Annotated in this window: 29 protein-coding genes; 17 read left to right on the top strand and 12 right to left on the bottom strand. The window is 66.1% G+C overall.

Annotation, left to right across the window (positions count from 1 at the left end; translation table 11 throughout):
* Positions 1-34 precede the first annotated feature (34 nt).
* From Q4610_RS11755 to pheT, 6 genes are all read left to right on the top strand, one after another.
* Positions 35-847 (top strand): inositol monophosphatase family protein, encoded by an 813-nt coding sequence (locus Q4610_RS11755; protein WP_304536142.1) that lies wholly within the window; start codon positions 35-37, stop codon positions 845-847.
* Between the two features lie 239 nt (positions 848-1086).
* Positions 1087-1290: a 50S ribosomal protein L35 gene (rpmI, locus tag Q4610_RS11760; protein ID WP_007711873.1), complete on the top strand. Its 204-nt coding sequence runs from the start codon at positions 1087-1089 to the stop codon at positions 1288-1290.
* 13 nt (positions 1291-1303) lie between these two features.
* On the top strand, positions 1304-1666 hold the full coding sequence (gene rplT, locus Q4610_RS11765; RefSeq protein WP_304536143.1) for a 50S ribosomal protein L20: 363 nt from the start codon (positions 1304-1306) through the stop codon (positions 1664-1666).
* Positions 1667-1825: 159 nt separating this feature from the next.
* Entirely contained in the window at positions 1826-2440 is a 615-nt protein-coding gene (locus Q4610_RS11770) for a LysE family translocator (RefSeq protein WP_304536144.1), read from the top strand.
* A gap of 72 nt (positions 2441-2512) precedes the next feature.
* Positions 2513-3607: a phenylalanine--tRNA ligase subunit alpha gene (gene pheS, locus Q4610_RS11775; protein ID WP_304536145.1), complete on the top strand. Its 1095-nt coding sequence runs from the start codon at positions 2513-2515 to the stop codon at positions 3605-3607.
* On the top strand, positions 3604-6021 hold the full coding sequence (gene pheT / locus Q4610_RS11780) for a phenylalanine--tRNA ligase subunit beta (RefSeq protein WP_304536146.1): 2418 nt from the start codon (positions 3604-3606) through the stop codon (positions 6019-6021). Before pheS ends, pheT begins: the two co-directional genes overlap by 4 nt.
* Positions 6022-6081: 60 nt before the next feature.
* Here pheT and Q4610_RS11785 read toward each other — a convergent pair whose 3' ends face one another.
* The 8 genes from Q4610_RS11785 to Q4610_RS11820 form a co-directional block, all read right to left on the bottom strand.
* On the bottom strand, positions 6082-6321 hold the full coding sequence (locus tag Q4610_RS11785) for a hypothetical protein (RefSeq protein WP_304536147.1): 240 nt from the start codon (positions 6319-6321) through the stop codon (positions 6082-6084).
* Between the two features lie 26 nt (positions 6322-6347).
* A complete protein-coding gene (locus Q4610_RS11790; protein ID WP_304536148.1) occupies positions 6348-6599 on the bottom strand; it encodes a hypothetical protein in 252 nt (83 codons plus the stop codon).
* A 115-nt stretch (positions 6600-6714) separates the two neighbouring features.
* Positions 6715-7026, bottom strand: a complete 312-nt coding sequence (locus Q4610_RS11795) for a hypothetical protein (RefSeq protein ID WP_304536149.1) — start codon at positions 7024-7026, stop codon at positions 6715-6717.
* 26 nt (positions 7027-7052) lie between these two features.
* A complete protein-coding gene (locus Q4610_RS11800; protein ID WP_304536150.1) occupies positions 7053-7343 on the bottom strand; it encodes a hypothetical protein in 291 nt (96 codons plus the stop codon).
* A 29-nt stretch (positions 7344-7372) separates the two neighbouring features.
* Positions 7373-7753, bottom strand: a complete 381-nt coding sequence (gene pspC / locus Q4610_RS11805) for an envelope stress response membrane protein PspC (RefSeq protein ID WP_304536151.1) — start codon at positions 7751-7753, stop codon at positions 7373-7375.
* 1 nt (position 7754) lies between these two features.
* Positions 7755-8021, bottom strand: a complete 267-nt coding sequence (gene pspB / locus Q4610_RS11810; RefSeq protein WP_304536152.1) for an envelope stress response membrane protein PspB — start codon at positions 8019-8021, stop codon at positions 7755-7757.
* Between the two features lie 4 nt (positions 8022-8025).
* Complete coding sequence (gene pspA, locus Q4610_RS11815) at positions 8026-8706, bottom strand: phage shock protein PspA (protein ID WP_304536153.1); 681 nt, start codon at positions 8704-8706, stop codon at positions 8026-8028.
* Between the two features lie 83 nt (positions 8707-8789).
* Positions 8790-8984, bottom strand: coding sequence for a hypothetical protein (locus tag Q4610_RS11820; protein WP_304536154.1), 195 nt, complete (start codon positions 8982-8984; stop codon positions 8790-8792).
* 183 nt (positions 8985-9167) lie between these two features.
* Here Q4610_RS11820 and pspF point away from each other — a divergent pair, with 183 nt between their 5' ends.
* Positions 9168-10193 (top strand): phage shock protein operon transcriptional activator, encoded by a 1026-nt coding sequence (pspF, locus tag Q4610_RS11825; RefSeq protein ID WP_304536155.1) that lies wholly within the window; start codon positions 9168-9170, stop codon positions 10191-10193.
* Positions 10194-10215: 22 nt separating this feature from the next.
* Here pspF and Q4610_RS11830 read toward each other — a convergent pair whose 3' ends face one another.
* Complete coding sequence (locus Q4610_RS11830) at positions 10216-11094, bottom strand: 3-hydroxybutyryl-CoA dehydrogenase (protein WP_304536156.1); 879 nt, start codon at positions 11092-11094, stop codon at positions 10216-10218.
* A 182-nt stretch (positions 11095-11276) separates the two neighbouring features.
* Between Q4610_RS11830 and Q4610_RS11835 the strand changes: the two genes are divergently transcribed.
* The 7 genes from Q4610_RS11835 to Q4610_RS11865 all read left to right on the top strand — a co-directional run bounded on the left by Q4610_RS11835 (position 11277) and on the right by Q4610_RS11865 (position 17208).
* Positions 11277-11747, top strand: a complete 471-nt coding sequence (locus Q4610_RS11835; protein WP_304536157.1) for a YbgC/FadM family acyl-CoA thioesterase — start codon at positions 11277-11279, stop codon at positions 11745-11747.
* Positions 11744-12448: a protein TolQ gene (gene tolQ / locus Q4610_RS11840; protein WP_304536158.1), complete on the top strand. Its 705-nt coding sequence runs from the start codon at positions 11744-11746 to the stop codon at positions 12446-12448. The genes Q4610_RS11835 and tolQ overlap by 4 nt, the downstream gene beginning before the upstream one ends.
* Before the next feature lie 34 nt (positions 12449-12482).
* Positions 12483-12947, top strand: coding sequence for a protein TolR (gene tolR, locus Q4610_RS11845; protein ID WP_304536159.1), 465 nt, complete (start codon positions 12483-12485; stop codon positions 12945-12947).
* 18 nt (positions 12948-12965) lie between these two features.
* Complete coding sequence (locus Q4610_RS11850; RefSeq protein WP_304536160.1) at positions 12966-13988, top strand: cell envelope biogenesis protein TolA; 1023 nt, start codon at positions 12966-12968, stop codon at positions 13986-13988.
* Positions 13985-15373 carry a Tol-Pal system beta propeller repeat protein TolB gene (tolB, locus tag Q4610_RS11855; protein WP_304536161.1) on the top strand — a complete coding sequence of 463 codons (1389 nt, stop codon included), beginning with the start codon at positions 13985-13987 and terminating at the stop codon, positions 15371-15373. Before Q4610_RS11850 ends, tolB begins: the two co-directional genes overlap by 4 nt.
* 105 nt (positions 15374-15478) lie before the next feature.
* Positions 15479-15994 (top strand): peptidoglycan-associated lipoprotein Pal, encoded by a 516-nt coding sequence (gene pal, locus Q4610_RS11860; RefSeq protein ID WP_304536162.1) that lies wholly within the window; start codon positions 15479-15481, stop codon positions 15992-15994.
* Positions 15995-16248: 254 nt separating this feature from the next.
* Positions 16249-17208: an acyltransferase family protein gene (locus Q4610_RS11865; protein WP_304536163.1), complete on the top strand. Its 960-nt coding sequence runs from the start codon at positions 16249-16251 to the stop codon at positions 17206-17208.
* On the opposite strand, the gene Q4610_RS11870 is transcribed toward Q4610_RS11865, so the two are convergent.
* Both Q4610_RS11870 and purD read right to left on the bottom strand, forming a co-directional pair.
* The gene (locus Q4610_RS11870; RefSeq protein ID WP_304536164.1) at positions 17205-17723 is read right to left on the bottom strand and encodes a hypothetical protein; all 519 of its coding nucleotides are present in this window, start codon (positions 17721-17723) and stop codon (positions 17205-17207) included. The two genes, Q4610_RS11865 and Q4610_RS11870, sit on opposite strands and share 4 nt — an antisense overlap.
* Positions 17724-17788: 65 nt before the next feature.
* Positions 17789-19066, bottom strand: coding sequence for a phosphoribosylamine--glycine ligase (purD, locus tag Q4610_RS11875; protein ID WP_304536165.1), 1278 nt, complete (start codon positions 19064-19066; stop codon positions 17789-17791).
* 7 nt (positions 19067-19073) lie between these two features.
* Between purD and xseA the strand changes: the two genes are divergently transcribed.
* Genes xseA through Q4610_RS11890 form a run of 3 tightly spaced genes read left to right on the top strand, consistent with a single transcriptional unit; the run spans position 19074 to position 21656 of the window.
* Entirely contained in the window at positions 19074-20570 is a 1497-nt protein-coding gene (gene xseA / locus Q4610_RS11880) for an exodeoxyribonuclease VII large subunit (protein ID WP_304536288.1), read from the top strand.
* Positions 20571-20607: 37 nt separating this feature from the next.
* Complete coding sequence (locus Q4610_RS11885; RefSeq protein ID WP_304536166.1) at positions 20608-20820, top strand: DUF2093 domain-containing protein; 213 nt, start codon at positions 20608-20610, stop codon at positions 20818-20820.
* Positions 20817-21656 carry a M23 family metallopeptidase gene (locus tag Q4610_RS11890; RefSeq protein ID WP_304536167.1) on the top strand — a complete coding sequence of 280 codons (840 nt, stop codon included), beginning with the start codon at positions 20817-20819 and terminating at the stop codon, positions 21654-21656. Before Q4610_RS11885 ends, Q4610_RS11890 begins: the two co-directional genes overlap by 4 nt.
* Here the strand turns inward: Q4610_RS11890 and Q4610_RS11895 are convergent.
* Complete coding sequence (locus tag Q4610_RS11895; protein WP_425262559.1) at positions 21653-22201, bottom strand: hypothetical protein; 549 nt, start codon at positions 22199-22201, stop codon at positions 21653-21655. The genes Q4610_RS11890 and Q4610_RS11895 overlap by 4 nt on opposite strands.
* Positions 22202-22446 lie beyond the last annotated feature (245 nt).

Below are 22446 nucleotides of genomic sequence, written 5' to 3' on the forward strand. Positions count from 1 at the left end.
AGCGCAACGGCGGCGCAACCGCTAGGCGAAGGGCATGACAACCCGCGACGACCTGGCCCTTGCCAACCGCCTTGCCGATGCCGCCGGCGCGGCGATCCGCCCCTTTTTCCGCGCCCGCTACGATACCCAGATCAAGGCGGACAAGTCGCCGGTGACGGAGGCCGACCGCGCCGCCGAAGCGGCGATCCGCGCCATATTGGAGAAGGAGCGGCCGGGCGACGGCATCATCGGCGAGGAATATGGATCGGTGCGCGAGGATGCCGAGCGGGTGTGGATCCTGGACCCCATCGACGGGACGCGCAGCTTCATCGCCGGGCGGCCGATCTTCGGCACGCTGATCGCGCTGACGCAAGGGGGGTGGCCGACGATCGGCATCATCGACCAGCCGGTCGCGCGCGAACGCTGGGCCGGGATGAGCGGGCAGCCCACGACCTTCAACGGCAAGCCGGTGCGGACGCGGGCGTGCAGGGCGCTGGAGGGCGCGGGCATCGCGACCACCAGCCCGCATCTGTTCGCCGATGGCGACGTGCCCCATTATCTGGCACTGGTCGCTGCCGTGTCCGGCGGATCGCCGCGCCAGGGGCCGGTCTATGGCGGGGATTGCTATAATTACGGGCTGCTGGCGGCAGGATTCCTGGATATCGTCATCGAATCGGGCCTGCAAAGCTATGATTTCGCGGCGCTGGTGCCGGTGGTCGAGGGCGCGGGCGGAATGATGTGCGACTGGCATGGCGAACCGCTGACGGCGGACAGCGAAGGCCATGTGCTGGCGCTGGGCGACCCGGCCCGGCTGGAGGATGTGCTGGAGGCGATGGCGGCGGTGGCGGATCACAGCCACCATCATTGAGTCTGCATAATGAGCCTCGTCGGGGGATGGGTGGCGCCCTCTCGATAGGGTGACAGCCCTCCGTCAGGCATCCGGCCTGCCCCTTCCCCTGCCAGGGGAGGATTTCCGGTTGGTGCGAATCGCTTGCCTTTTGCCGCGCAGGCCCCTAAGCGCGCCGTTCGCGATATTCAGTGAGACCGCCCGGCTAACGAGGGCTGCCGGGGCTGTCTGTAATCGTCGCGCTGAACAAGGAGACGAAAATGCCCAAGATGAAGACCAAGAGCGGTGTGAAGAAGCGCTTCAAATTCACCGCCACCGGCAAGGTCAAGCACGGCGTCGCTGGCAAGCGTCACCGCCTGATCAGCCATAACGCGAAATATATTCGTCAGAACCGCGGCACGTCCGTCCTGTCGGATGCCGATGTTGCCCATGTGCGCCTGTGGGCGCCCTACGGCCTGAAGTAAGGAGTAGAGGCACATGGCACGCGTAAAACGTGGTACGACCACCAAGGCGAAGCATAAGCGGTTATTGGTTCAGGCGAAGGGCTATTATGGCCGTCGCAAGAACACGATCCGCATTGCGCGCCAGGCCGTCGAAAAGGCCGGCCAGTACGCTTATCGCGACCGCAAGGTCAAGAAGCGCAGCTTCCGTGGCCTGTGGATCCAGCGCATCAACGCTGGCGTCCGCGCCGAAGGCCTGACCTATTCGCAGTTCATGCATGGCCTGAAACTGGCCGGCGTGGAGCTGGACCGCAAGGTTCTGGCCGACATTGCGATGCACGAAGGCGAGGCTTTCAGCGCCATCATCGCCCAGGCGAAGGCTGCGCTGCCCGCAGCCTGAGCGGATTGATCGCAAGATCGTCCAAAAGGGCGCCGGGGCAGATGCCTTCGGCGCCCTTTTTGTTTTTCTGCCGCCCTTCGTCCTGCGCCAAGGCAGGGGCTTTGCCAGGCTCAGCCCGAACGGATTGCGGGGCGCCTGCTGCTTTAAGGGAGCAACCCCATGTCGCTGCATCTCTGGTGGCTATATGTTACGGCGGTTTTCCTGATTTCGGCCACGCCGGGACCGAACATGCTGCATGTGATGACGCAGAGCATCGCCCATGGCCCGCGCAAGGCGATGGCGACGATGGCGGGGCTGATGAGCGCGGTGCTGCTGTGCCTGGTCGCGTCGGCGCTGGGTCTGGGCGCGCTGCTCAAAGCATCGCCCCGGCTGTTCGACGTGCTGCGCTATGCGGGCGTCGCCTATCTGGTCTGGCTGGGGATCAAGGCGTGGCGCGCGCCGGTGGGCAGTGCCGCCGCGACGGCGCCCGCGCGGTCGCACCATGCGCTCTATGCCACCGGGCTGCTGACCGGCCTGTCCAACCCCAAGCTGATCATCTTCGCCGCCGCGCTGTTCCCGCAGTTCATCGACACGGGCCGCCCGTTCTGGGTGCAGCTTGCGATCCTGATCGTCAGTTTCGTGGTGATCGAAAGTTTCTGGTACAGCGTCTATGCACTGGGCGGCCTGCGCCTGGCGCGCTGGCTGGCGCCGGCCAACCGGCAGAGATTGTTCAATCGGGGGACAGGGATGCTGTTCATCGGCTTTGGCGGCGCATTGCTGGGGGCGCGGGCTTAACCGTCTTTCCTTGATTGCCCTGCCTCGCTAAGGCGCGAGCATATGTTCGCCACCACTGGCTTTGGAAGATGTATGACTGAGATTGCCAATCTGAAAGCCGGGTTGATTGCCGACATTGCCGCCGCCGACACGCTGGACGCGGTCGAGGCGTTGCGCGTTGGCGCTTTGGGCAAGAGCGGAGTCATTACCGGCCTGCTCAAGACGCTCGGCCCGATGTCGCCGGACGAGCGACTGGAAAAAGGCCCGCCGATCCAGGATCTGCGCGAGAGCGTGACCGCCGCGCTGGCGGAGCGGAAGGCGGCGCTGGAGCAGGCGGCGCTGGACGCGCGGCTCGCGTCGGAGAGGGTCGACATGACCCTGCCCGCCGAGACTGGCCCGCAGGGCAGCGTTCACCCGGTCAGCCAGGTGATGGACGAGCTGGCGGAAATCTTTGCGGATCTGGGTTTCTCGGTCGCGACCGGGCCGGAGATCGAGGATGACTGGCATAATTTCACCGCGCTCAACATCCCGGAGACGCACCCGGCGCGGGCGATGCACGACACTTTCTACTTCCCCGACGTAAATGACGCCGCCCAGAAGATGCTGCTGCGCACCCATACGTCGCCGGTGCAGATCCGCACGATGATGACACAGGAGCCGCCGATCCGCATCATCGCGCCCGGCCGTGTCTATCGCAGCGACAGCGACGCGACCCACACGCCGATGTTTCACCAGATCGAAGGGCTGGTGATCGACAAGGGGATCACCCTGGGGCACCTGAAATGGACGCTGGAGACGTTCCTCAAGGCGTTTTTCGAGCGTGAGGATATCGTCCTGCGCCTGCGCCCCAGTTACTTCCCGTTCACCGAACCGTCGGTCGAGGTCGATGTCGGCTATACGCTGGTGAACGGCCAGCGGGTCATCGGCGGGGATGGCGAAGGGCCAAGCGGCGGCTGGCTGGAGGTGCTGGGCAGCGGCATGGTGAACCGCCGGGTGATCGAGGCGTGCGGCCTTGATCCCGACGAGTGGCAAGGCTTTGCCTTTGGCACCGGGGTCGACCGGCTCGCCATGCTCAAATATGGGATGAACGACTTGCGCGCTTTCTTCGACGGCGACCTGCGCTGGCTCAAACATTATGGCTTTTCGGCGCTGGACGTGCCCACGCTGAGCGGAGGAGTGGGCGCATGAAGTTCACGCTGAGCTGGCTCAAGACGCATCTGGCGACCGATGCCGACCTGCCGACGATCCTCAGGACGCTGAACGCCATCGGGCTGGAGGTCGAAGGCGTCGAAAATCCGGCCGACAGGCTGGGCGGCTTCAAGATCGCCAAGGTCCTGACCGCAGAGCCTCATCCGCAGGCCGACAAGTTGCAGGTGCTGACAGTCGATCATGGCGACGGTGCGCCGTTGCAGGTCGTGTGCGGCGCGCCCAATGCGCGCGCGGGCCTTGTCGGCGTGTTCGGGACCGAAGGCGCGGTAGTGCCGGCCAATGGCATGGTGCTGAAAAAGACCGCGATCCGGGGCGTCGAATCCAACGGCATGATGTGTTCGACCCGTGAACTGGAACTGGGCGATGATCATGACGGCATCATCGAACTGGAGCCGCACGCGCCGGTGGGGCAGGTCTATGCCGACTGGGCAGGGCTGAACGATCCGGTCATCGACGTCAGCGTCACCCCCAACCGGCAGGACTGCATGGGCGTGCGCGGGATCGCGCGCGATCTGGCGGCGGCGGGCCTTGGGACGCTGAATGCCATCATCGTGCCGGAGATTGCGGGCGTCGGGCCGGGACCGGATGTGCGGACGGACGACACGGACGGCTGCCCCGCTTTTTTTGCGCGGACCGTGCGCGGCGTGACCAATGGTGCGTCGCCCGAATGGATGGCGCGGCGGCTGAAGGCGATCGGCCAGAAGCCGATCAGCACGCTGGTCGACATCACCAACTATATCATGTTCGATCTTGGAAGGCCGCTGCACGTCTATGACATGGCGACGCTCAAGGGCGGACTGGTGGCGCGCAAGGGCAACGCCGGCGAGCAGGTGCTGGCGCTCAACGGCAAGAGCTACACCGTCGACGAGACGATGACCGTCATCGCCGACGACGCAGCCGTGCACGACATTGGCGGCATCATGGGCGGCGAACATTCCGGCGCGCAGGACGGGACGACCGACGTGCTGATCGAATGCGCCTATTTCACGCCGGAGCGGATTGCGATGACGGGGCAGAAACTGGCCCTGACGTCCGACGCGCGGGGCCGCTTCGAGCGCGGGGTCGATCCGGCCTTTCTGGACGATGGCCTGTCGATCGCCACCAGCCTGGTGGTGAGCCTGTGCGGCGGCACCCCCAGCGAGGCGACCCGCGCGGGAACGCCGCCGGTCGCGGCGAAGATCGTCAGCTATGATCCGGGCCGGTGCCTGACGCTGGCGGGCGTGGACGTGCCCGCCGACGAACAGCGCCGCATCCTGGCAAGCCTGGGCTTCACCGTCACCGGCAGCGATGGCGGGTTCGAATATCAGGACGGCGTGCCGGTGAGCGTCGCGGCCGACTGGGCGATCGCCGTGCCGAGCTGGCGGCGCGACGTTGATGGCTGGCCCGACATCGTGGAAGAAGTGGTGCGGATCGTGGGTCTGGGCCAGGTGCCCTCCACCCCGCTGCCGCGCGTGCCGGGCGTCGCCCGCCCGACCGCCACGCCAGAACAACTGGTCGAGCGTCGGGTGCGTCGCACTGCCGCAGCGCGGGGTCTGGCCGAAGCGATCAACTGGTCGTTCCTGTCCGAAAAGGAGGCCGCCGCTATGGGTGGTGGCGACTGGACGCTGGCGAACCCGATTTCCGAGGATTTGAAGGTCATGCGACCTTCGCTGCTGCCCGGCCTGCTGGCGGCGACCAGGCGCAATGTCGATCGCAGCGCGACCAGCGTGCGGCTGTTCGAACTGGGTCGCCGCTATTTCCGGCAGGGCGAGCGGGCGACCGCAGGCTTCGTGCTGGCCGGCGAGAAGGTGGCGCGCGGCTGGCAGAACGGCAAGGCGCAGGGCTTCGACGCCTTCGACGCCAAGGCGGAAGTGATCGCGCTGCTGGCGGCCGCCGGCGCGCCGGTCGCCAATCTCCAGAATTTTGGAGAAGTGTCCGCCGCCTATCATCCCGGCCAGTCGGGCACGCTGCGGCTGGGGCCAAAGGTGGTGCTGGCCGAATATGGCGTGCTGCATCCCAGCCTTGCCAGGCAGTTCGGCCTGAGCGGCACCGTGGTCGCGGGCGAGATTTTCCTCGATGCGATTCCGGGCAAGCGCAAGGCAGGCTTCATGCGCGCGCCCTATGCGCCGCCGCCGTTGCAGGCGGTGAAGCGGGACTTCGCGTTCGTCGTGCCGGACAGGGTCGAGGCCGATGCGCTGGTGCGCAGCGTGAAAGGCGCGGACAAGAAGGCTATCGTCGATGTGCGCCTGTTCGATGTCTTTGTCGGACCGGGCGTGGACGACGGCCACAAGTCGCTGGCGATCGAGGTGACGTTGCAACCGGGCGAAAAGAGTTTCAGCCAGGAAGAGCTGGAAGCGATCAGCGCCGCGGTGGTGAAGGCCGCGCAGAAACTGGGCGGTTCGCTGCGGGGTTAGGCGGATCGGACCGTGAGGATAGCCGTGCTCCCGCCTGCGCGGAAGCACGGCGGTCTTTCGTTACAGATCCACGCCGGCGGCGATCGCTTCCAGCTTGCGGATGCGTTCCTTGAGATCGGCGACTTCGATCCGGGCGGCGGCCGAAGGCGGCGGCGCTTCATCGGCATGGCCATAGCGCCCCAGTTCGGCACGCTTCAGTTCCAGCCAGCCGTTCCAGCCGCGCAAGGCCGCGACCGTGATGATGGCAAGACCGGCCAGGCCGGTCATCGCCAAAATGATATAGAGATAGGGGTCTTGCATATAAGCCTCCCTGTCCGGCGCGATACTCAGTCGCGATCCCGGAGTTTTTCGAATTCCCGCTCCAGCGCGGTGGAGCCGTCCGTGGCGAGCCGTTCCAGCACGGCGACGCGATCCTTGAGCGCCTTCACCTCGGCACGGAGCCGTTCGGCTTCGGGGTCGGGACCGCGCTGGATGAACTCTTCGCCCTTGTGCCGGCGCACGACGCCATATCTGGCGCGCAGGACGCTGGCGATGGCGGTGATGGCGATGATGGCGACGACCATTTCAAACGGATTCATATCGATCACTCCCTGATGGCGCGCTGGCCATGACCAGATTTTTTGAGGCATCATTTCACCGGAAAACCGATTCCCGCCTTTAACGGCACGGATCTTTCGGCTCCGTATGATGCCGTCAGTTGGCGGGGCTGCGCAGCCGTTCGATTTGCCGGGTCAACTGGTGGCTTTCGTCGGTGACGATCCGCTCCACCACGGCGAGCCGGTCCTTCATCGATCCGATCTCGGCGCGGAGCTGGGCATTTTCCTGGCTCAGCAGCTTGATGCGCTCGACCATTTCCTCATTCTTCTGCGGATAGATCGGCTTGCCCCAGCTATTTTCGAGCGGATAGCCATGTTTGATGCGCAGCCAGGTGGTGAATATCCAGCCGCCCACCGCCAGCGATCCGACAATGACCGCGACCGGCGCAAAGGCTTCGAATGGAAACATGATGATACTCCCCTTGGCTGCCGGTATCAGCGCAGCGCGTCGATGTCGCGCGCGGTGCGGGTGGCGGGATCGGTGGCGATCCTTTCCAGCACGGCGATGCGGTCTTCGAGGCGGCTGATGCGGCCCATCAGCTTTTCGTTTTCACAGACAAGCAGGTCGATTTTTCGACCGGCGTCAGGGTCCGTTCGATGAACGGTGCCGGTCCATTCATTTTCCACCGGATAGCCATGGCGCGCCCGGACCCAGGTGGTGAACATCCAGCCCAGGGTCGACAAGGCGATAATGGCCAGGACGAAAGTGGGACCGCTAAATTGCATGACTGTCTCTCCCCTGTTGCCTGCCCCCCTTAGCGCAGGCTGTCGATTTCGTCGGCGAGGCGGGTGTTGCGGCTGGTATAATAGATTTCGATATCGGCCAGGCGCCGGTCGATGTCGCGGAACTTGGACCGGACATCGCGGGTCGAGCGGGTCGGGTTGGTGCGCACGCCCTGCCAGAATTTCTCGTCATCGCGGTCCGCATAGAGGCCCAGCGGCTTGTTCTCGGCAAAATAGGCGATGATGAAATAGGCGATCAGCGTCCAGGGGAAGGCGCCCATCAGGGTGATGAGCACCGCGCCCACCCGGACCCACAGAACGTCGATCCCGCTATAGTCGGCAATCCCCGAACAGACGCCCAGCCATTTGCCTTTGGCCTTGTCCAGGTAGAATTTGGTGCGGCGGGCGGTCATGTCAGTTCCTCCGGTCGAGTTCATAGCCGTCGTCGGACGACGGGCGAGAGGGGCGGAAATCGGGATTGTCGGCGGCGACGATCCGTTCGACCGTCTGGAGCCGTTCTTCCAGACGGCGGGCGAGAAGGTGGAGGTCGTCCAGCAGCTTCTCATCCTCGTCGGTGATCTTGGGCGCCTGCTTCCACTTGGTGACATAGTGGAAGATCAGCCAGGGCATGCCGATGAACAACATGCCGCAGATCATGATGGGCAGGAACACGTCTTCCATCGGATCAGGCTCCCCCGGTCTTGCCGGCGTTCATCGACGCCTTGAGCGCGGCGAGATCGGCATCGACCTTGTCGGCCGACTTCAATTCCGCAATCTCTTCCTCCAGCGTCTTGGGGACGCCGCCCAGCGTCATCGCGTCGGCGCGGCCTTCGGCGATGTCCACGCGGCGTTCCAGCATGTCGAAGCGGGCGAAGGCTTCATTGACCTTCTCGCCGGCATAGGCTTCGCGGACGCGCAGGCGGTTTTCCGCGCTCTGCATCCGGGTGACGAGGCTGTTCTGGCGGGCGCGGGCTTCGCGCAGCTTGCCTTGCAGCTTGGCGATATCCTCTTCCGAGGCTTTGAGCGCTTCGTCGAGAATCTCGATCTCATGGGCAAGATGATCGGCCATGTCGGTCGCCTTCTGACGCTCGACCAGCGCGGCCTTGGCCAGATCCTCGCGGTCCTTGGACAATGCGAGCTGCGCCTTTTCGGTCCAGCTATCCTGAAGGGCGTTGAGCTTGGCGATGTGGCGGCGCATTTCCTTCTGGTCGGCGATGGTGCGGGCGGCCGACGCGCGGACCTCGACCAGCGTTTCCTCCATTTCGAGGATGATCATGCGGATCATCTTCGCGGGGTCTTCGGCCTTGTCGAGCAGGTCGGTCACATTGGCGGCGATGATGTCGCGGGTGCGGGAGAAAATACCCATTTGAACGTCACTCCTGGTCTTGTCTTTCAAGGGGGCCGGGGCGGGCGAGAGGGGGCACACCCGCCCCGGCCGGGCTGCGATCCTTACGCCAGATAGCGCAGGGTCGCGGGGGTGTTCCGGGTCGCGAGCATCGGGACTTCGCTGGCACGGGCCGCATTTTCGCTGGCGCGGGCCGGGCCGACCGCCGAAAGGATCATGGTCGATCCGAACAGGACGGCGACGAGCGCGGCCGCCATCAACTGGCCGATTTCGCGAACGCTGCTGGTCTGGTTGGTCATTGTCTTATCTCCCTGAAACTTGGCCTTCACAGGTTCCGCGATTGGTCGCGGATTGCCTGTAACTTTGCAGATGCCGTGCCAATTTGCAGAAAGGCCGGATTTCCGGGATTTTTTCGAGATTTGGCGCCCCAATGCCAGAATATCCCTTGCCGAAAGGTGGGAAATTTCACCATAAGTTGGGGCATGGAGAAAAATACCCAATTTGTCGGCCAGAGCTTCGCCTTTCTCGATGCGGTCGAGCAGGCGGGACGGGCCGCCGAACTCAACCGGCCGGTGCTGGTGATCGGCGAGCGCGGGACGGGCAAGGAACTGATCGCCGAGCGGCTGCATCACCTGTCCCCACGCTGGGGCGAGCCGCTGATCACGATGAACTGCGCCGCGCTGCCCGAAACCCTGATCGAGGCGGAACTGTTCGGCCATGAACAGGGCGCCTTCACCGGCGCGACCAAGGCACGGCCGGGCCGGTTCGAGGAGGCCGATGGCGGCACCCTGTTTCTGGACGAACTGGGCACGCTGTCGATGGCGGCGCAGGAACGGCTGCTGCGCGTGGTCGAATATGGCGAGGTGACGCGGATCGGCGCATCGCGGCCCATGCGGGTGGACGTGCGGATCGTCGCGGCGACCAATGAGGATCTGCCGGCCGCGGCCGAGGCAGGGCGGTTCCGGCCCGACCTGCTGGACCGGCTGAGTTTCGAGGTCATCACCCTGCCCCCGCTGCGCGCGCGCGAGGGCGATATCCCGGTGCTGGCCGACCATTTCGGCCGGCGCATGGCGGCGGAACTGAACTGGCCGCAATGGCCAGGCTTTTCGGCGGCGTGTGCGGCGGAGCTGGAGGGGCATGGGTGGCCCGGCAATGTGCGCGAACTGCGCAATGTGGTGGAGCGGGCGGTCTATCGCTGGGACGAGCCGGGAAAGCCGATCAGCCGCATCACGTTCGACCCGTTCGCTTCGCCCTGGAAGCCCCGGCCGCTGATGCAGCGGGCAGCGGCGGCGCCCTGCGCGCCCGACGCGGCCGCCCCGCCCGCGCCGCCCGTAACCTTCGAGGCGATCACTGACCTGCGCGCGGCGGTGGACGCGCATGAGGCGGCGATCATCCGCGCCGCGCTGGACCGTTTCCGCTACAATCAGCGCGCAACCGCCAAGGGGCTGGGCCTGACCTACGACCAGTTGCGCCACTGCATGAAGAAACATGGGTTGAGCGCGGGGTGACACGCCCGCGCCCGTAGCGGGTTCAGCGGGTCGGCACCGGCTCCACGCCGCTATAGTCGTAGAAGCCACGGCCGGTCTTGCGGCCGTACCAGCCCGCTTCGACATATTTGACGAGCAGCGGCGCGGGGCGATATTTGGGATCGCCGGTGGTGCTGAGAAAGACATTGAGGATTTCGAGCGCGGTGTCGAGGCCGACGAAATCCAGCAGCGTCAGCGGTCCCATCGGGTGATTGAGGCCCAGTTTGCAGCCCTGGTCGATGTCCACCACGCTGCCCACGCCCTCGCCCAGCACGAACACCGCTTCGTTCAGCATCGGCAGCAGGATGCGGTTCACGACGAAGCCCGGCGCGTCGAAGGCATGAACCGTGGTCTTGCCGATCTTCGACGCGAAGCCTTCGACCGCCGCAACGGTTTCAGGCGTGGTCGCAAGGCCGCGAATGACCTCCACCAGCACCATCACCGGCACCGGATTGAAGAAATGGACGCCCACGAACCGGCCCGCATCGGGCGCGGCCTGGGCCAGGCGGGTGATGGGGATGGAGGAGGTGTTGGTGGCGAGGATCGCGTCGTCGGCCAAAATCTTGCCGACATTGGCGAAGATGGCGCGCTTGACCTCCTCCCGTTCGGTCGCGGCCTCGATCACCAGTTGGGCGTCGGCCAGCGGCGCGATGTCGCCGACCGGGGTGATGCGGGCGAGCGTCGCGTCCGCGTCCGCCTGGACGATCTTTTCCTTTTCCACCGCGCGGGCCAGCAATTTCGCGATGCCCGCCTTGCCCTTTTCCGCGCGGGGAAGGTCGATATCCGAGAGGATGACGGCATAGCCCGCCTGCGCCGCGACCTGGGCGATGCCCGCCCCCATCTGTCCCGCGCCGATCACGCCCACCGTGCGAATATCCGTCATCTTGATGCTCCCTCCATGATGTGCAGCCCCCATAACGCCCCGGCAGCGCGGGGGCCAGACCCGTTGGCGACGATGGCCAGACCCGTCGGCGACGATGGATCGTGCCGTCTTGCCGGTCGGATTGGAGGCGCAGGATCATTTCCGGCTTTGCGCGGCGCGGCCACCATGGTTAAAAGCCCGCCATGCCCGTTTCCGATTTGATGCCAGCGCCGGCGACCGGACGCTTCGCCGCCGCCGTGCATCATTTCCCGCTGCGCATCTATTTCGAGGATACCGACCTGTCGGGGCTGGTCTATCATGCCAATTATCTGCGCTATATGGAGCGCGCCCGGTCCGACATGCTGCGTATCGCCGGCATCGACCAGCGGGCGAGCCATGGAGACGGCAGCGGCGTCTATGCCGTGACCGACCTTGCCATCCGCTATCGCCGTCCGGCGCGGCTGGACGATGACCTGATGGTGGTGAGCCGTGTCGTCGACGTGCGCGCGGCACGCTGCGCCATCGACCAGTCCGTCATGCGTGGCGACGAAGAGCTGACCAACGCCACCATCACCGTCGCCTGGCTGACGCCACAGGGCCGCCCACAACGGCAGCCCAAAGCCTGGACCGACATTTTCACTCGCCTGATGCAAGGGGAAAACATCCACCCATGACGCTCAACCTGCCTGCCGGCGCGATCACCGACGCCGCGACCATTTCCCCGCTGGCCCTGTTCTTGCAGGCCGATATCGTCGTCAAGGGGGTGATGATCGGCCTGCTGCTGGCCAGCATCTGGACCTGGGCGATCATCATCGGATTCAGCTTCTCCCTACGCAAGGCAAGCCAGGAAAGCCGCAAGTTCGAGGCCGATTTCTGGAAGGCCGAGGATATCGACCGCTTCTATGAATCGCGTGGAAAGGCGGAATTTCCGGCAGCCAAGCTGATGGCCGCAGGCGTTGGCGAATGGCGGCGATCGACCGCGCAGCGGGTGATCGACCGCGACGGCACGCGCGATCGGCTGTCGACCGCCATGTCGAGCGCGATCGCCGCGGAGATCGATCGCCTGTCCGACCGGCTGAACATCCTGGCAACGGTCGGATCGGTCGCGCCGTTCGTCGGCCTGTTCGGCACCGTATGGGGCATCATGCGCGCCTTCACATCGATCGCGGCGGAACAGAACAGCTCGCTGGCGGTCGTGGCGCCGGGCATTGCAGAGGCTCTGTTCGCAACCGCCATCGGCCTGTTCGCGGCGATCCCGGCGGTCATCGCCTACAACCGTTTTTCCCACGGCATCAACCGGCTGGAATCGAGCCTGACCCGCTTTGCCGACGGCTTCTATGCGACGCTGAGCCGCGAGCTGGAGGCCCAGCGATGAAGGTGGGCGTTGCTGCGCGCCGGGGAGCGCACTGATGGCGATGTCCGGCCCACCATCGGGTCGTCGCGGGCGCGGGCGCGCGCCGATGGCCGATATCAATGTGACGCCGCTGGTCGACGTGATGCTGGTGTTGCTGATCATCTTCATGGTGACGGCCCCCCTGCTGGTAACGGGCGTGCCGGTGAACCTGCCCGAAACCCGCGCCAAGGGGCTGGACGCGGACGCCAAGCCGACCGTGGTGTCGATCGACCGCGACGGCGGGCTGTTCATCGATGAGGATCAGGTGAGCGATGCCGACCTGGCCGACCGGCTGGCCGAGATCGCGTCCGCCCATGCCGGCCAGACCGAACCGCCGCAAATCTTCCTGCGCGCCGACACGGCGCTCGATTATGGCCGGGTGATGCGGGTGATGGGCGAACTCAATCGCGCGGGCCTGAACAAGGTGTCGCTGGTCAGCACCGACGCCGGTTCGGGCGCGGACAGCAGCGGTTCAGAATAGGGGCCATAGGTCAATCATATGGAGCGTGCGGAAAAGATCGGTCTGGGCGTGGCGACGGCGGGACATGTCCTGCTGTTCGGCCTGCTGTCGGCCGGTTTCCTGGCCACCCCCAACCCGCTGAAGCTGAAATCGCCGCCGATGGACGTGACCCTGGTGGACGAGGTGGCGCTGCAAGCGACCGCGCCGCAAGTGTCGACCCAGCCGCCCCCGCCCAGCGTCGCGCCGGAGGAAGGCCCGACGCAGGAGGCCAGGCCCGCGCCCGAACCCGCCCCCGCGCCGGAACCCGCGCCCGTGCCACCACCGCCCAAGGCCGAGCCAAAGCCCGTACCCAAGCCAGTGTCCAAGCCGACGCCGCCCAAGGAGGTCGCGAAAGCAGCACCGGCCAAGCCCAAGCCGATGCCGCCGAAGAAAGAGGTGGCAAAGGCCCCGCCAAAGCCCAAAGCGCCGCCCGAAAAGCCCAAGGCTGCGGTCGCTGCACCGTCGAAGAGCGACGCGAAAACGAAGGCCGATGCGAAGGCCAAGGCCGACGCCAAGGCAAAAAGCGATGCCAAGGCGAAGAGTGACGCCAAGGCCAAGGCCGACACGGCGGCGCGGGAGTCCGGCGCGGGCAAGGCGGACAAGCCCAAGGGATCGTTGCTGGGCAAGGATTTCCTGAAAGGCATCGACACCAGTTCCGACGCGCCGCGCAGGCCCGCGCCGCCGCTCGCCGCCGCCATGGGGCCGCAGCAGAAGGCGGCGCTCGACCGCGTCATCAGCGAACAGATCTATCCGCATCTGCGCCTGCCGTCGGGCGCGGATGTCGAACAACTGGTGGCGTTGCTGGACGTGAAAATCGACCGGGACGGGCGCATCATCGGCAAGCCGTCGGTGATCGACATCCAGGGCGAAACCGCGAGCAACCGGCCGCAAGTGTCGGTGTACAAGGAACGGGCGATCCAGGCGGTGATGGCGGCGTCGCCGTTCCGCAACCTGCCGCCCGAATATTATGACCAATGGAAATGGCTCAGCCCATTGCGGGTCTATGCAAGGAAAGCACGATGACAGGCTTCAGGTTTGGCGATGAACGGCTTCGTACTCCTGCGAAGGCAGGAGCACGGCGCGCGCTATTGCGATCACTGCCCGTCACCCTTGCGATCCTGCTCCTGTCGGGCGCACCGCCCGCCCTGGCGCAATTGTCGGTCGACGTGACCGGCGAGATCGACGCCAACCTGAAGATCGCCGTCCCCGCTTTGCCCGCGCAGCAGGAGGTCGCGACCCCGGCCGGGTCGGCCAGCGAACTGGGGCGCAAGGTGGCCGAGGTGATCGCCGCCGACCTTAAAGGGTCGGGCCTGTTCGATCCGTCCGGTCCGGGCGGGATGCCGCCGGTCGCCTTCGCCGAAGTCACCAATCCCGTCTATGACAAATGGGGCGCCTATCAGGCGCTGGTCCAGGGCTTCGTCCGCACCACCGGGGGAGAGGCCGACATCACCGTGGGCTGCTACCTCTATGACGTGGCACTCAAGCAGGAACTGACGCGGCAGGGCTATGTCGTCGCCCCGCGCGACTGGCGGCGCGCCGCGCATAAATGCGCCGACGCCATCTATGCCCGGCTGTCGGGCGAAAGCCCCTTCTTCGACAGCCGCATCGCCTATATCGCCGAAAGCGGCCCCAAGGGCGCGCGCGTCAAGCGGCTGGCGATCATGGATTCGGATGGCGCGAACCATCGTTTCATCACCAATGGCCAGTCGATCGCCCTGACCCCGCGCTGGTCGCCCGATTACAAGTCGATCGTCTATGTCAGTTATCTGGGCAGCCGGGTCCGGCTCTATATCTATGACTATGGCACCGGGCAGCAGAAGCTGGTGACGGAGAGCAGCAATGCGACCTTCGCGCCGCGCTGGTCGCCCGATGGCCGCAATATCCTGTTTTCGATGGCGGTGGCGGGCAATACCGACATCTACCGCGTGTCGGCCAGTGGCGGCGCGCCGATGCGGCTGACCAATTCGCCGGGCATCGACGTGGGCGGCAGCTATTCGCCCGACGGCAGCCAGATCGTGTTCGAAAGCGACCGGTCGGGCGGGCAGCAAATCTATGTGATGAACGCCGACGGTTCCAACCAGCGACGGATCAGCCATGGCGGCGGCCGCTATGCAACGCCCGAATGGTCGCCGCGCGGCGACCTGATCGCCTTCACCAAGATGTCGGGCGACTTCAAGATCGCGGTGATGACGCCGGGCGGCGACAATGAGCGCATCCTGACCAATGGCTGGCAGGACGAACAGCCAAGCTGGTCGCCCAATGGCCGCGTGCTGCAATTTTTCCGTACCACGCCGGGCAAGCAGGGCAGCAGCCAGGTGTGGCAGGTCGACCTGACCGGGGTGAACGAACGGCGCATACCCACGCCCTTGAGCGGTTCCGATCCGGCCTGGGGACCATTGCTGCCCTGATGCTGCGTTCAGGACGGGGAACCTAATCGTCTTGACAGCGTAACGAACTTCACGGACCCTGTCGCCGTTCCTGCGGGCGGCTGACAGCGCAACAAGGAGATTCCGATGAAATTGTCCCGGACCGTGGTTATGGCCACCGCCATCATCGCACTGGCCGCCTGCTCGAAAAAGCCGCCGGCGCAGTTACCCCCTGCCCCCGGCGGCAGCGACGGCACAACCGTTCCGAGCGGCCCCATGACGCCGACCGGCCCGCGCAAGGGCAGCCAGGAGGATTTCGTCGCATCGGTCGCGTCGGACCGCATCTTCTTCGCGCTCGACCAATATGATGTCGATGCGGAGGATCAGGCGACGCTCCAGAGCCAGGCCGCCTGGTTGCAGCAGAATCCGTCGGTGCGCGTGACGATCGAGGGCCATGCCGACGAACGCGGCACCCGCGACTATAATATCGCGCTGGGCGAGCGCCGCGCCAATGCGGCGAAAAACTATCTCGCCTCGCTGGGCATCGATCCCGGCCGCATCACCACCGTCAGCTATGGCAAGGAACGGCCCGCGGCGCTGGGATCGGACGAGGCAAGCTGGGCGCAGAACCGGCGCGCCGTGACCGTGACCGTCCAATATTGAGCCGGCGCGCTGCTGGTTGAAAAAGCCCGCCGGTCGCCACGACCGGCGGGCTTTTTCATGGGATGCGCCACCAGGCGCGACGCACCGCCAATGATCATCGGCTTGCGGCCACAACGCCCGATATGCTGCCTGTCAGCTTCGGGGCATGGCAGCGATATCGTGCGTAGACGCTGCCCTGGCGGAAGGATCAGCGGCATTTAGGGATTGGCAACCTGTACCGCCCTATGGTCCGGCGGGAACCGGGACCAGGCAATTTGGGCAAGAATCCGTCGATCGATCTGCTGAAGGGCGTGTTGATCCTGCTGGTGATGGCGGGGCACGCCATGGAATTGACGCATCAGCAGCATCTGGCGCTGTGGATCGGCGCCGGTTTCCGCATGCCGCTGATGATCGGCATTTCCGGCTATCTGCTCAATGTCGCCCGTACCCGCACCGACCCGGCCGACCGGCTGTTCGGTCGCTATGGCGAACGGATGCTGTTGCCCTGGGCCTTTGCCATATCGGTCTATCTGCTGGCCAGTGGCTGGTCGCTGTCCTGGGCGACACCATTGGAGATGGTGCTGCGGCCGCCCTTCCACCTCTGGTATGTGCCGGTCCTCTTCTTCCTGATCCTGGTGACGCGGCTGGCGCCGCTGCCGCCGCTGATGCTGCTGGCGATCGGCGCGCCGATCAGCCTGGCAACCATGTACAGCTTTGGACTGGGCCATGGCCCGCTGGGGGACGGCCTGCTGTCCGCCGACAACCGCTTCCTCTGCTATCCGGTCTATTTCTTCTTCGGCATGATGATGGCCGAACGCGGCCTGCCCGCCCGCTATCTGGGCGTCACCCTGCTGACCGGGGCGCTGGGGCTGATCTGGTGGTCAAGCCTGTGGGGCAGTGACAACGCCTTGGCCTATGTCCCCGCACGGCTGATGATGTGCCTCAGCCTGATCGCGCTGCTGCCCCGGCTGACGGCGCGGCGTCTGTCCTGCGCGCCGATCAGCCGGATCGGGCGGGACAGCCTGTTCTTCTACCTCTGGCACCCGCTGGTGATGGGGATGGTGTTGATGAGCGGGGCGGACGCGGTGACGACATTGGCGCTGTCGGTGCTGATCCTGCTGTTCATCAGCCGACTGTCGGCGCCCCATCTATATGGGCGGCGGTGCCTTGGCAGTGCACCCTCGCCTCGCCCGCCCCTTATGCCATCGCTGGAGCCGCTGGCCCGGCCGACCTAGAATTTGCCATATTTCGCCTCGAACCCGGCAATGTCGCCGGCGGCAAGATATCTGGCCTGATCGACCCACTGGTCCCGGATCGGGCGGCCCTTGAAATTGCCCAGCCTGGCGTCGATCGTGGCGATGTCGCTGTCGGTCCAGGCGGCGATCTGGGCGAAGCGGGTGACGCCCAGCTCGATCAGCAGCGCGTGCAATTTGGGACCGACGCCCTTGAGCCGGAGCAGGTCGTCCTGATCGGCGGCGGCGGGCGTGGTCACGGCCGGCGAGACGGGGACGGGCGCGATCACTGGCGCGGGTGCGGCAGGAACCGGATCGACCGGAACGGGCGCAGGTTCCGGGACAGCCGCTACCGCCGGAGGCGCGACGGGCGCAGGCGGTGCGACGGGCGCAGGCGGTGCGACAGGCTCGGCCGGCGCATCCGCCTTGCCCTTGCCCGACAGCAGGAACACCAGGACGATCACCACGAGCAGCGCCACCAGCAGCCACAGCCCATAGTCCATGAAGAATTCCTGCATCAGTTCCATCTCCCCGAATAACGATGCCGCTATTTAAGAACGGCTGGCGGCCCGCCGCAAGGGGTTCAGCCGCGTTCGCGCGCGACCTCCCGCCAGCCGATGTCGCGGCGGCAGAAGCCGGTGGGAAAGTCGATCGCATCGACGGCGGCATAGGCGGCGGACTGCGCCGCGCCCACCGTGTCGCCGGTGGCGGTGACATTGAGGACGCGCCCGCCATTGGCGACCAGCACCCCGTCCCGGTCGGCGGTGCCGGCGTGAAAGACCTTGGCCCCGGCCTTCTCCGCCGCTTCGATGCCGGCGATCGCCCCGCCCTTTTGCGGGGTATCGGGATAGCCCTGCGCCGCCATGACGATGGTGAGCGCGGTGCGATCCGCCAGGTGCACCGGCCCCTGGTCGGCCAGCCTGCCCTGCGCCACGGCGAGCAGCAGATCGACCAGATCGCCGTCGAAGCGGGTCATCAGCACCTGACATTCGGGATCGCCGAAGCGGGCATTATATTCGATCAGCTTTGGCCCTTCGGCGGTCAGCATCAGTCCGGCATAGAGGACGCCGGAATAGGGCATGCCCTCGGCTGCCAGCGTTTCCACCGTCGGCCGGATGATCGTGTCGATCACCTGGCGCTCCAATTCGGGGGTCAGCACGCGCGCCGGGCTGTAGGCGCCCATGCCGCCGGTATTGGGGCCGGTATCGCCGTCGCCCACGCGCTTGTGATCCTGCGCCGAACCGAAGGGCAGGATGGCGACGCCGTCGGTGAGGGCGAAGAAACTGGCTTCCTCCCCGGTCATAAATTCTTCGAGCACCACTTCCTCCCCCGCCGCGCCGAATGCGCCGGAGAACATCGAATCGAGCGCGGCGAGCGCTTCGTCGCGGGTTTGCGCGATGATGACCCCCTTGCCCGCGGCCAGCCCGTCCGCCTTGATCACCACCGGCAGCGCGAAATCGTCGAGCGCGGCCAGTGCGCCATCCTTGCTGGTGACGCGCTGATAGGCGGCGGTGGGGATGTTCGCGCGCTGGCACAGATCCTTGGTGAAGCCCTTCGACCCTTCCAGTTGCGCCGCTTTCCGGTTGGGACCGAACACCGGCACGCCCATGGTGCGCAGATTGTCTGCCAGACCATCGACCAGCGGCGCTTCCGGGCCGATCACCACCAGGCCGATCGAATGGCGGGTGCAGAAATCGAGCACCGCGCGATGATCCGTCGCGTCGAGGTCGACCAATTGCGCGTGCTCGGCTATGCCCGGATTGCCCGGCGCGGCGTAGAGCGTAACGAGCCGGGGCGATTGCGCCAGCTTCCACGCCAGCGCATGTTCGCGGCCACCGCCGCCAAGCAGAAGGATGTTCATGTCGCCCATGTCCCCGGAATTTGATGCCTATGACAGTTCGGGCCGCCTGTTAGCGGAGGAACGCGCAGGGGACAACGCGCCGCCGCTCAGCATCAGCGAATTGTCGGGAATGCTCAAGCGCACGGTCGAGGAGCGGTTCGGCCATGTCCGCTTGCGCGGCGAGATTTCGGGTTTCAAGCGGGCGGCGTCGGGGCACCTCTATCTGGCGCTGAAGGACGAGAATGCCGTGCTGGACGGGGTGATGTGGAAGGGCGGCGCACAGCGGCTGGCCTTTTCGCCGCAGGACGGGGTGGAGGTGATCGCCACCGGCAAGCTGACCACCTATCCGGGCCGGTCCAAATATCAAATCGTGATCGAGCGGATGGAACTGGCCGGCGAAGGCGCGCTGATGGCGCTGCTGGAGAAGCTGAAGGCGAAGCTGGCGGGCGAAGGGCTGTTCGCGGTCGAGCGCAAGACGCCCCTGCCCTTCCTGCCGCGCACGATTGGCGTGGTGACATCGCCGACCGGCGCGGTGATCCGCGATATTCTCCATCGGCTGGCGGACCGTTGCCCGACCCATGTGCTGGTGTGGCCGGTGCTGGTGCAGGGGCAGGGCGCGGCGGAGCAGATTGCGCGGGCGGTGCGGGGCTTTTCGGCTATGGACGGCAGCGGGCCGGTGCCGCGCCCCGACCTGGTGATCGTGGCGCGCGGCGGCGGGTCGATCGAGGATCTATGGAGCTTCAACGAAGAAATCGTCGTGCGGGCGGTGGCCGACTGCACCATCCCGATCATATCGGCGGTGGGGCATGAAACGGACACGACCCTGTGCGACTATGCCGCCGACCGCCGCGCGCCGACCCCGACCGCTGCGGCGGAGATGGCGGTGCCGGTGCGGGCGGAATTGCTGGCGGCCTTGAGCGAGATGGGCCTGCGCGCCGGGCGGGCGGTGCGGCGCGGCGCGGGCCAGGCGCGCGAGCGGTTGGACATGCAAGCACGGCTGATGCCGACGCCCGATACATTGCTCAGCCCCCAACGGCAGCGGCTGGATCAACTGTCCGACGGGCTGGTGAGCGGGTTGCGGCACCGGCTGGCGGATGCGCGCGCGCATCTGGGCCAGGCGGGCGGCGCGTTGCGGCCGGCGCTGCTGCGCCAATATGTGATGCGGGCCGGCGAGCGGCTCGATCGGCTGCGGCTGCGGCCCGATTATCTGACCCGCGTTTATCAGGACCGCGCGACCGCGTTCGACCGGGTCTCGCGCCACTTCGCCTCGCTCGATCCCGATCGGCCTTTGCAGCGCGGCTATGCGCGGGTGATGGCGCAGGGACGGCTGGTGCAGTCGGTCGCGGCGGCGCAGGCGGCGGGCGCCGTGACCCTGCACTTCAAGGACGGAACGGTCGATGCGACGGTCGGGCAGGGCGCAGCGCTGCTTGAGAAGAGCGCCCCGCCCGCTATATCATCCCCGCCCCGCCCGGCACGCAAAGCGCGCGAGGGGGGTGGAACGCCGCAGCAGGATCTGTTTTCCTGACGCAGCACAGTGACGATGGCGTAGAGTGAGGCCGACCATGTTGATGTCCAACCGCGACCGGATCGCCCGGCTCCATTATATGCCCTACAGCTTTCGCGTGTTGCAGGCGGGCGACCATGTGCTGTGCGCGGTGACCGGGCAACGGATCGCGCTGGAGGATCTGCGTTACTGGAGCATCGCCCGGCAGGAACCCTATGCCAGTGCGCAGGCGTCGACCCAGGCGGAACTGAAGGCTGGCCGCATCGGATGACAAGGATCGCCGCCGCGCTGCTTCTGCTCACTGCGGCGAGCGCCTCGATTGCCCAGCCCCCCGCCATCCGCCTGACGGGCCGGGCGGTCCAGGGCGGCACCCTGCTCGGCACGGCGCCAACCGGAACGGTGATGTTGCAACTGGACGGCAAGCCGGTGCCGGTGGATGCGGACGGGCGCTTCCTGATCGCCTTTGATCGCGATGCCACGCCCATGGCGAAGCTCAGCGCACGGATGGCGGATGGCCGGACGATCGAGCAATCGCTGCAAGTCGCGCCGCGCGACTGGCGGATCGAACGGATCAATGCCCCGATGCGACCGACCAGAAGCACCGAAGCCTTTCTGGCGCTGCGACAGCCCGAACTGGCGGCGATCGCCGCTGCACGAACGAAAGTCACGGACGCGCAGGGCTGGCGGCAGCGCTTCATCTGGCCGCGCATCGGCCGGATATCCGGGCTGTTCGGGGCACAGCGCATCTATCAGGGGACGGCGGGCGCCTATCATGGCGGGGTCGATATCGCCGGGCCGACCGGGGCGGCGGTGGTGGCGCCGGCCGATGGCGTGGTGATCCTGGCCGCCACCGAAAAGCCCTTCACGCTGGAGGGGCATTTGCTGATGATCGACCATGGCCATGGCCTGAGCAGCGCCTTCCTGCACCTGTCGCGGATCGACGTGCAGGTCGGCGATCCTGTGGCGCAGGGGCAACGCATCGGCGCGATCGGCGCGACCGGGCGCGCGACCGGGCCGCATCTGCACTGGGGCATGAAATGGAACGCGGCGCGAATCGACCCGATGCTGATCGCCGGGCCGATGCCGGCCGCGCCGCAGCGCGACTAGCTGATCCGCTTCATCCGTACCGCGCGGCCACCTTCGACCTTGCCCATGAAGCTGCCCATGGCGGCGCGACGAATTTCGATCATCTGGCCGACCCTGGGATCGCGGCCAGTCACCGCTTCCGTCGTCGCCCATTGTGCGCCATCCTCCAGCCCGATCTGCCATTTCCCATAGCCCAGGCTGCGCAACGAGGCGATTTTCGCCGCGATATGGCTGAATCCTTCCGCCTGCTCGCGCGCTTCATCCGCATCGTCGCCGCCGCCCAGGAAGGGCAGTTTGGGGAAGGAAAAGCCGAACAGCGTCTTGCGCGTCCTGTTGAGTTCGCTCTTGTCGAGCACAACCACCTCGTCGCGCTGGGCGGCCGCGTCCATCGCCGCGACCTGCCGGTCGAAACAGGCCAGGCGCGCGACATTATCCGTTATGGTGCGGCACTGGAGCAGATCGGTGAAGATTTCAGGCCGGGGCTGCTGCGTTACGGGCGCCGCCTGCGCCGCGCCGGCGACGAGCGCCAGGACCGCCATCATCAGTCCATCACGCTTCCCGATCATATTCCATCCTCTTCATCAGCCGTGCCGTACCCTAACATGCACCAGCCAACCCATCGGTCAACATCGCGATTCTCCTCTGGCGAGGCGCGCCGCACGCCACAATCCGTCCACAGCCCGACCCATGGGGCATCATTACTACAGCCCTTTGCATGACCGTGTAATTATCTTGCAATACAGGCGTAAAACAAGGGCAGGGCAGGCTTGTTGCATTTATGATACAGCCCGCTTCAAAAGCGGCTTTCGCC

This window comes from Sphingobium cyanobacteriorum (genome assembly GCF_030580935.1).
GTDB lineage: Bacteria > Pseudomonadota > Alphaproteobacteria > Sphingomonadales > Sphingomonadaceae > Sphingobium > Sphingobium cyanobacteriorum.

Excerpts from the sequence above, each read along its gene's own strand:
- Q4610_RS11755 (WP_304536142.1), top strand. The coding sequence starts at position 35 with ATGACAACCCGCGACGACCTGGCCCTTGCCAACCGCCTTGCCGATGCC.
- rpmI (WP_007711873.1), top strand. The coding sequence starts at position 1,087 with ATGCCCAAGATGAAGACCAAGAGCGGTGTGAAGAAGCGCTTCAAATTC.
- rplT (WP_304536143.1), top strand. The coding sequence starts at position 1,304 with ATGGCACGCGTAAAACGTGGTACGACCACCAAGGCGAAGCATAAGCGG.
- Q4610_RS11770 (WP_304536144.1), top strand. The coding sequence starts at position 1,826 with ATGTCGCTGCATCTCTGGTGGCTATATGTTACGGCGGTTTTCCTGATT.
- pheS (WP_304536145.1), top strand. The coding sequence starts at position 2,513 with ATGACTGAGATTGCCAATCTGAAAGCCGGGTTGATTGCCGACATTGCC.
- pheT (WP_304536146.1), top strand. The coding sequence starts at position 3,604 with ATGAAGTTCACGCTGAGCTGGCTCAAGACGCATCTGGCGACCGATGCC.
- Q4610_RS11785 (WP_304536147.1), bottom strand. The coding sequence starts at position 6,321 with ATGCAAGACCCCTATCTCTATATCATTTTGGCGATGACCGGCCTGGCC.
- Q4610_RS11790 (WP_304536148.1), bottom strand. The coding sequence starts at position 6,599 with ATGAATCCGTTTGAAATGGTCGTCGCCATCATCGCCATCACCGCCATC.
- Q4610_RS11795 (WP_304536149.1), bottom strand. The coding sequence starts at position 7,026 with ATGTTTCCATTCGAAGCCTTTGCGCCGGTCGCGGTCATTGTCGGATCG.
- Q4610_RS11800 (WP_304536150.1), bottom strand. The coding sequence starts at position 7,343 with ATGCAATTTAGCGGTCCCACTTTCGTCCTGGCCATTATCGCCTTGTCG.
- pspC (WP_304536151.1), bottom strand. The coding sequence starts at position 7,753 with ATGACCGCCCGCCGCACCAAATTCTACCTGGACAAGGCCAAAGGCAAA.
- pspB (WP_304536152.1), bottom strand. The coding sequence starts at position 8,021 with ATGGAAGACGTGTTCCTGCCCATCATGATCTGCGGCATGTTGTTCATC.
- pspA (WP_304536153.1), bottom strand. The coding sequence starts at position 8,706 with ATGGGTATTTTCTCCCGCACCCGCGACATCATCGCCGCCAATGTGACC.
- Q4610_RS11820 (WP_304536154.1), bottom strand. The coding sequence starts at position 8,984 with ATGACCAACCAGACCAGCAGCGTTCGCGAAATCGGCCAGTTGATGGCG.
- pspF (WP_304536155.1), top strand. The coding sequence starts at position 9,168 with ATGGAGAAAAATACCCAATTTGTCGGCCAGAGCTTCGCCTTTCTCGAT.
- Q4610_RS11830 (WP_304536156.1), bottom strand. The coding sequence starts at position 11,094 with ATGACGGATATTCGCACGGTGGGCGTGATCGGCGCGGGACAGATGGGG.
- Q4610_RS11835 (WP_304536157.1), top strand. The coding sequence starts at position 11,277 with ATGCCCGTTTCCGATTTGATGCCAGCGCCGGCGACCGGACGCTTCGCC.
- tolQ (WP_304536158.1), top strand. The coding sequence starts at position 11,744 with ATGACGCTCAACCTGCCTGCCGGCGCGATCACCGACGCCGCGACCATT.
- tolR (WP_304536159.1), top strand. The coding sequence starts at position 12,483 with ATGGCGATGTCCGGCCCACCATCGGGTCGTCGCGGGCGCGGGCGCGCG.
- Q4610_RS11850 (WP_304536160.1), top strand. The coding sequence starts at position 12,966 with ATGGAGCGTGCGGAAAAGATCGGTCTGGGCGTGGCGACGGCGGGACAT.
- tolB (WP_304536161.1), top strand. The coding sequence starts at position 13,985 with ATGACAGGCTTCAGGTTTGGCGATGAACGGCTTCGTACTCCTGCGAAG.
- pal (WP_304536162.1), top strand. The coding sequence starts at position 15,479 with ATGAAATTGTCCCGGACCGTGGTTATGGCCACCGCCATCATCGCACTG.
- Q4610_RS11870 (WP_304536164.1), bottom strand. The coding sequence starts at position 17,723 with ATGCAGGAATTCTTCATGGACTATGGGCTGTGGCTGCTGGTGGCGCTG.
- purD (WP_304536165.1), bottom strand. The coding sequence starts at position 19,066 with ATGAACATCCTTCTGCTTGGCGGCGGTGGCCGCGAACATGCGCTGGCG.
- xseA (WP_304536288.1), top strand. The coding sequence starts at position 19,074 with ATGTCCCCGGAATTTGATGCCTATGACAGTTCGGGCCGCCTGTTAGCG.
- Q4610_RS11885 (WP_304536166.1), top strand. The coding sequence starts at position 20,608 with ATGTTGATGTCCAACCGCGACCGGATCGCCCGGCTCCATTATATGCCC.
- Q4610_RS11890 (WP_304536167.1), top strand. The coding sequence starts at position 20,817 with ATGACAAGGATCGCCGCCGCGCTGCTTCTGCTCACTGCGGCGAGCGCC.
- Q4610_RS11895 (WP_425262559.1), bottom strand. The coding sequence starts at position 22,201 with ATGATCGGGAAGCGTGATGGACTGATGATGGCGGTCCTGGCGCTCGTC.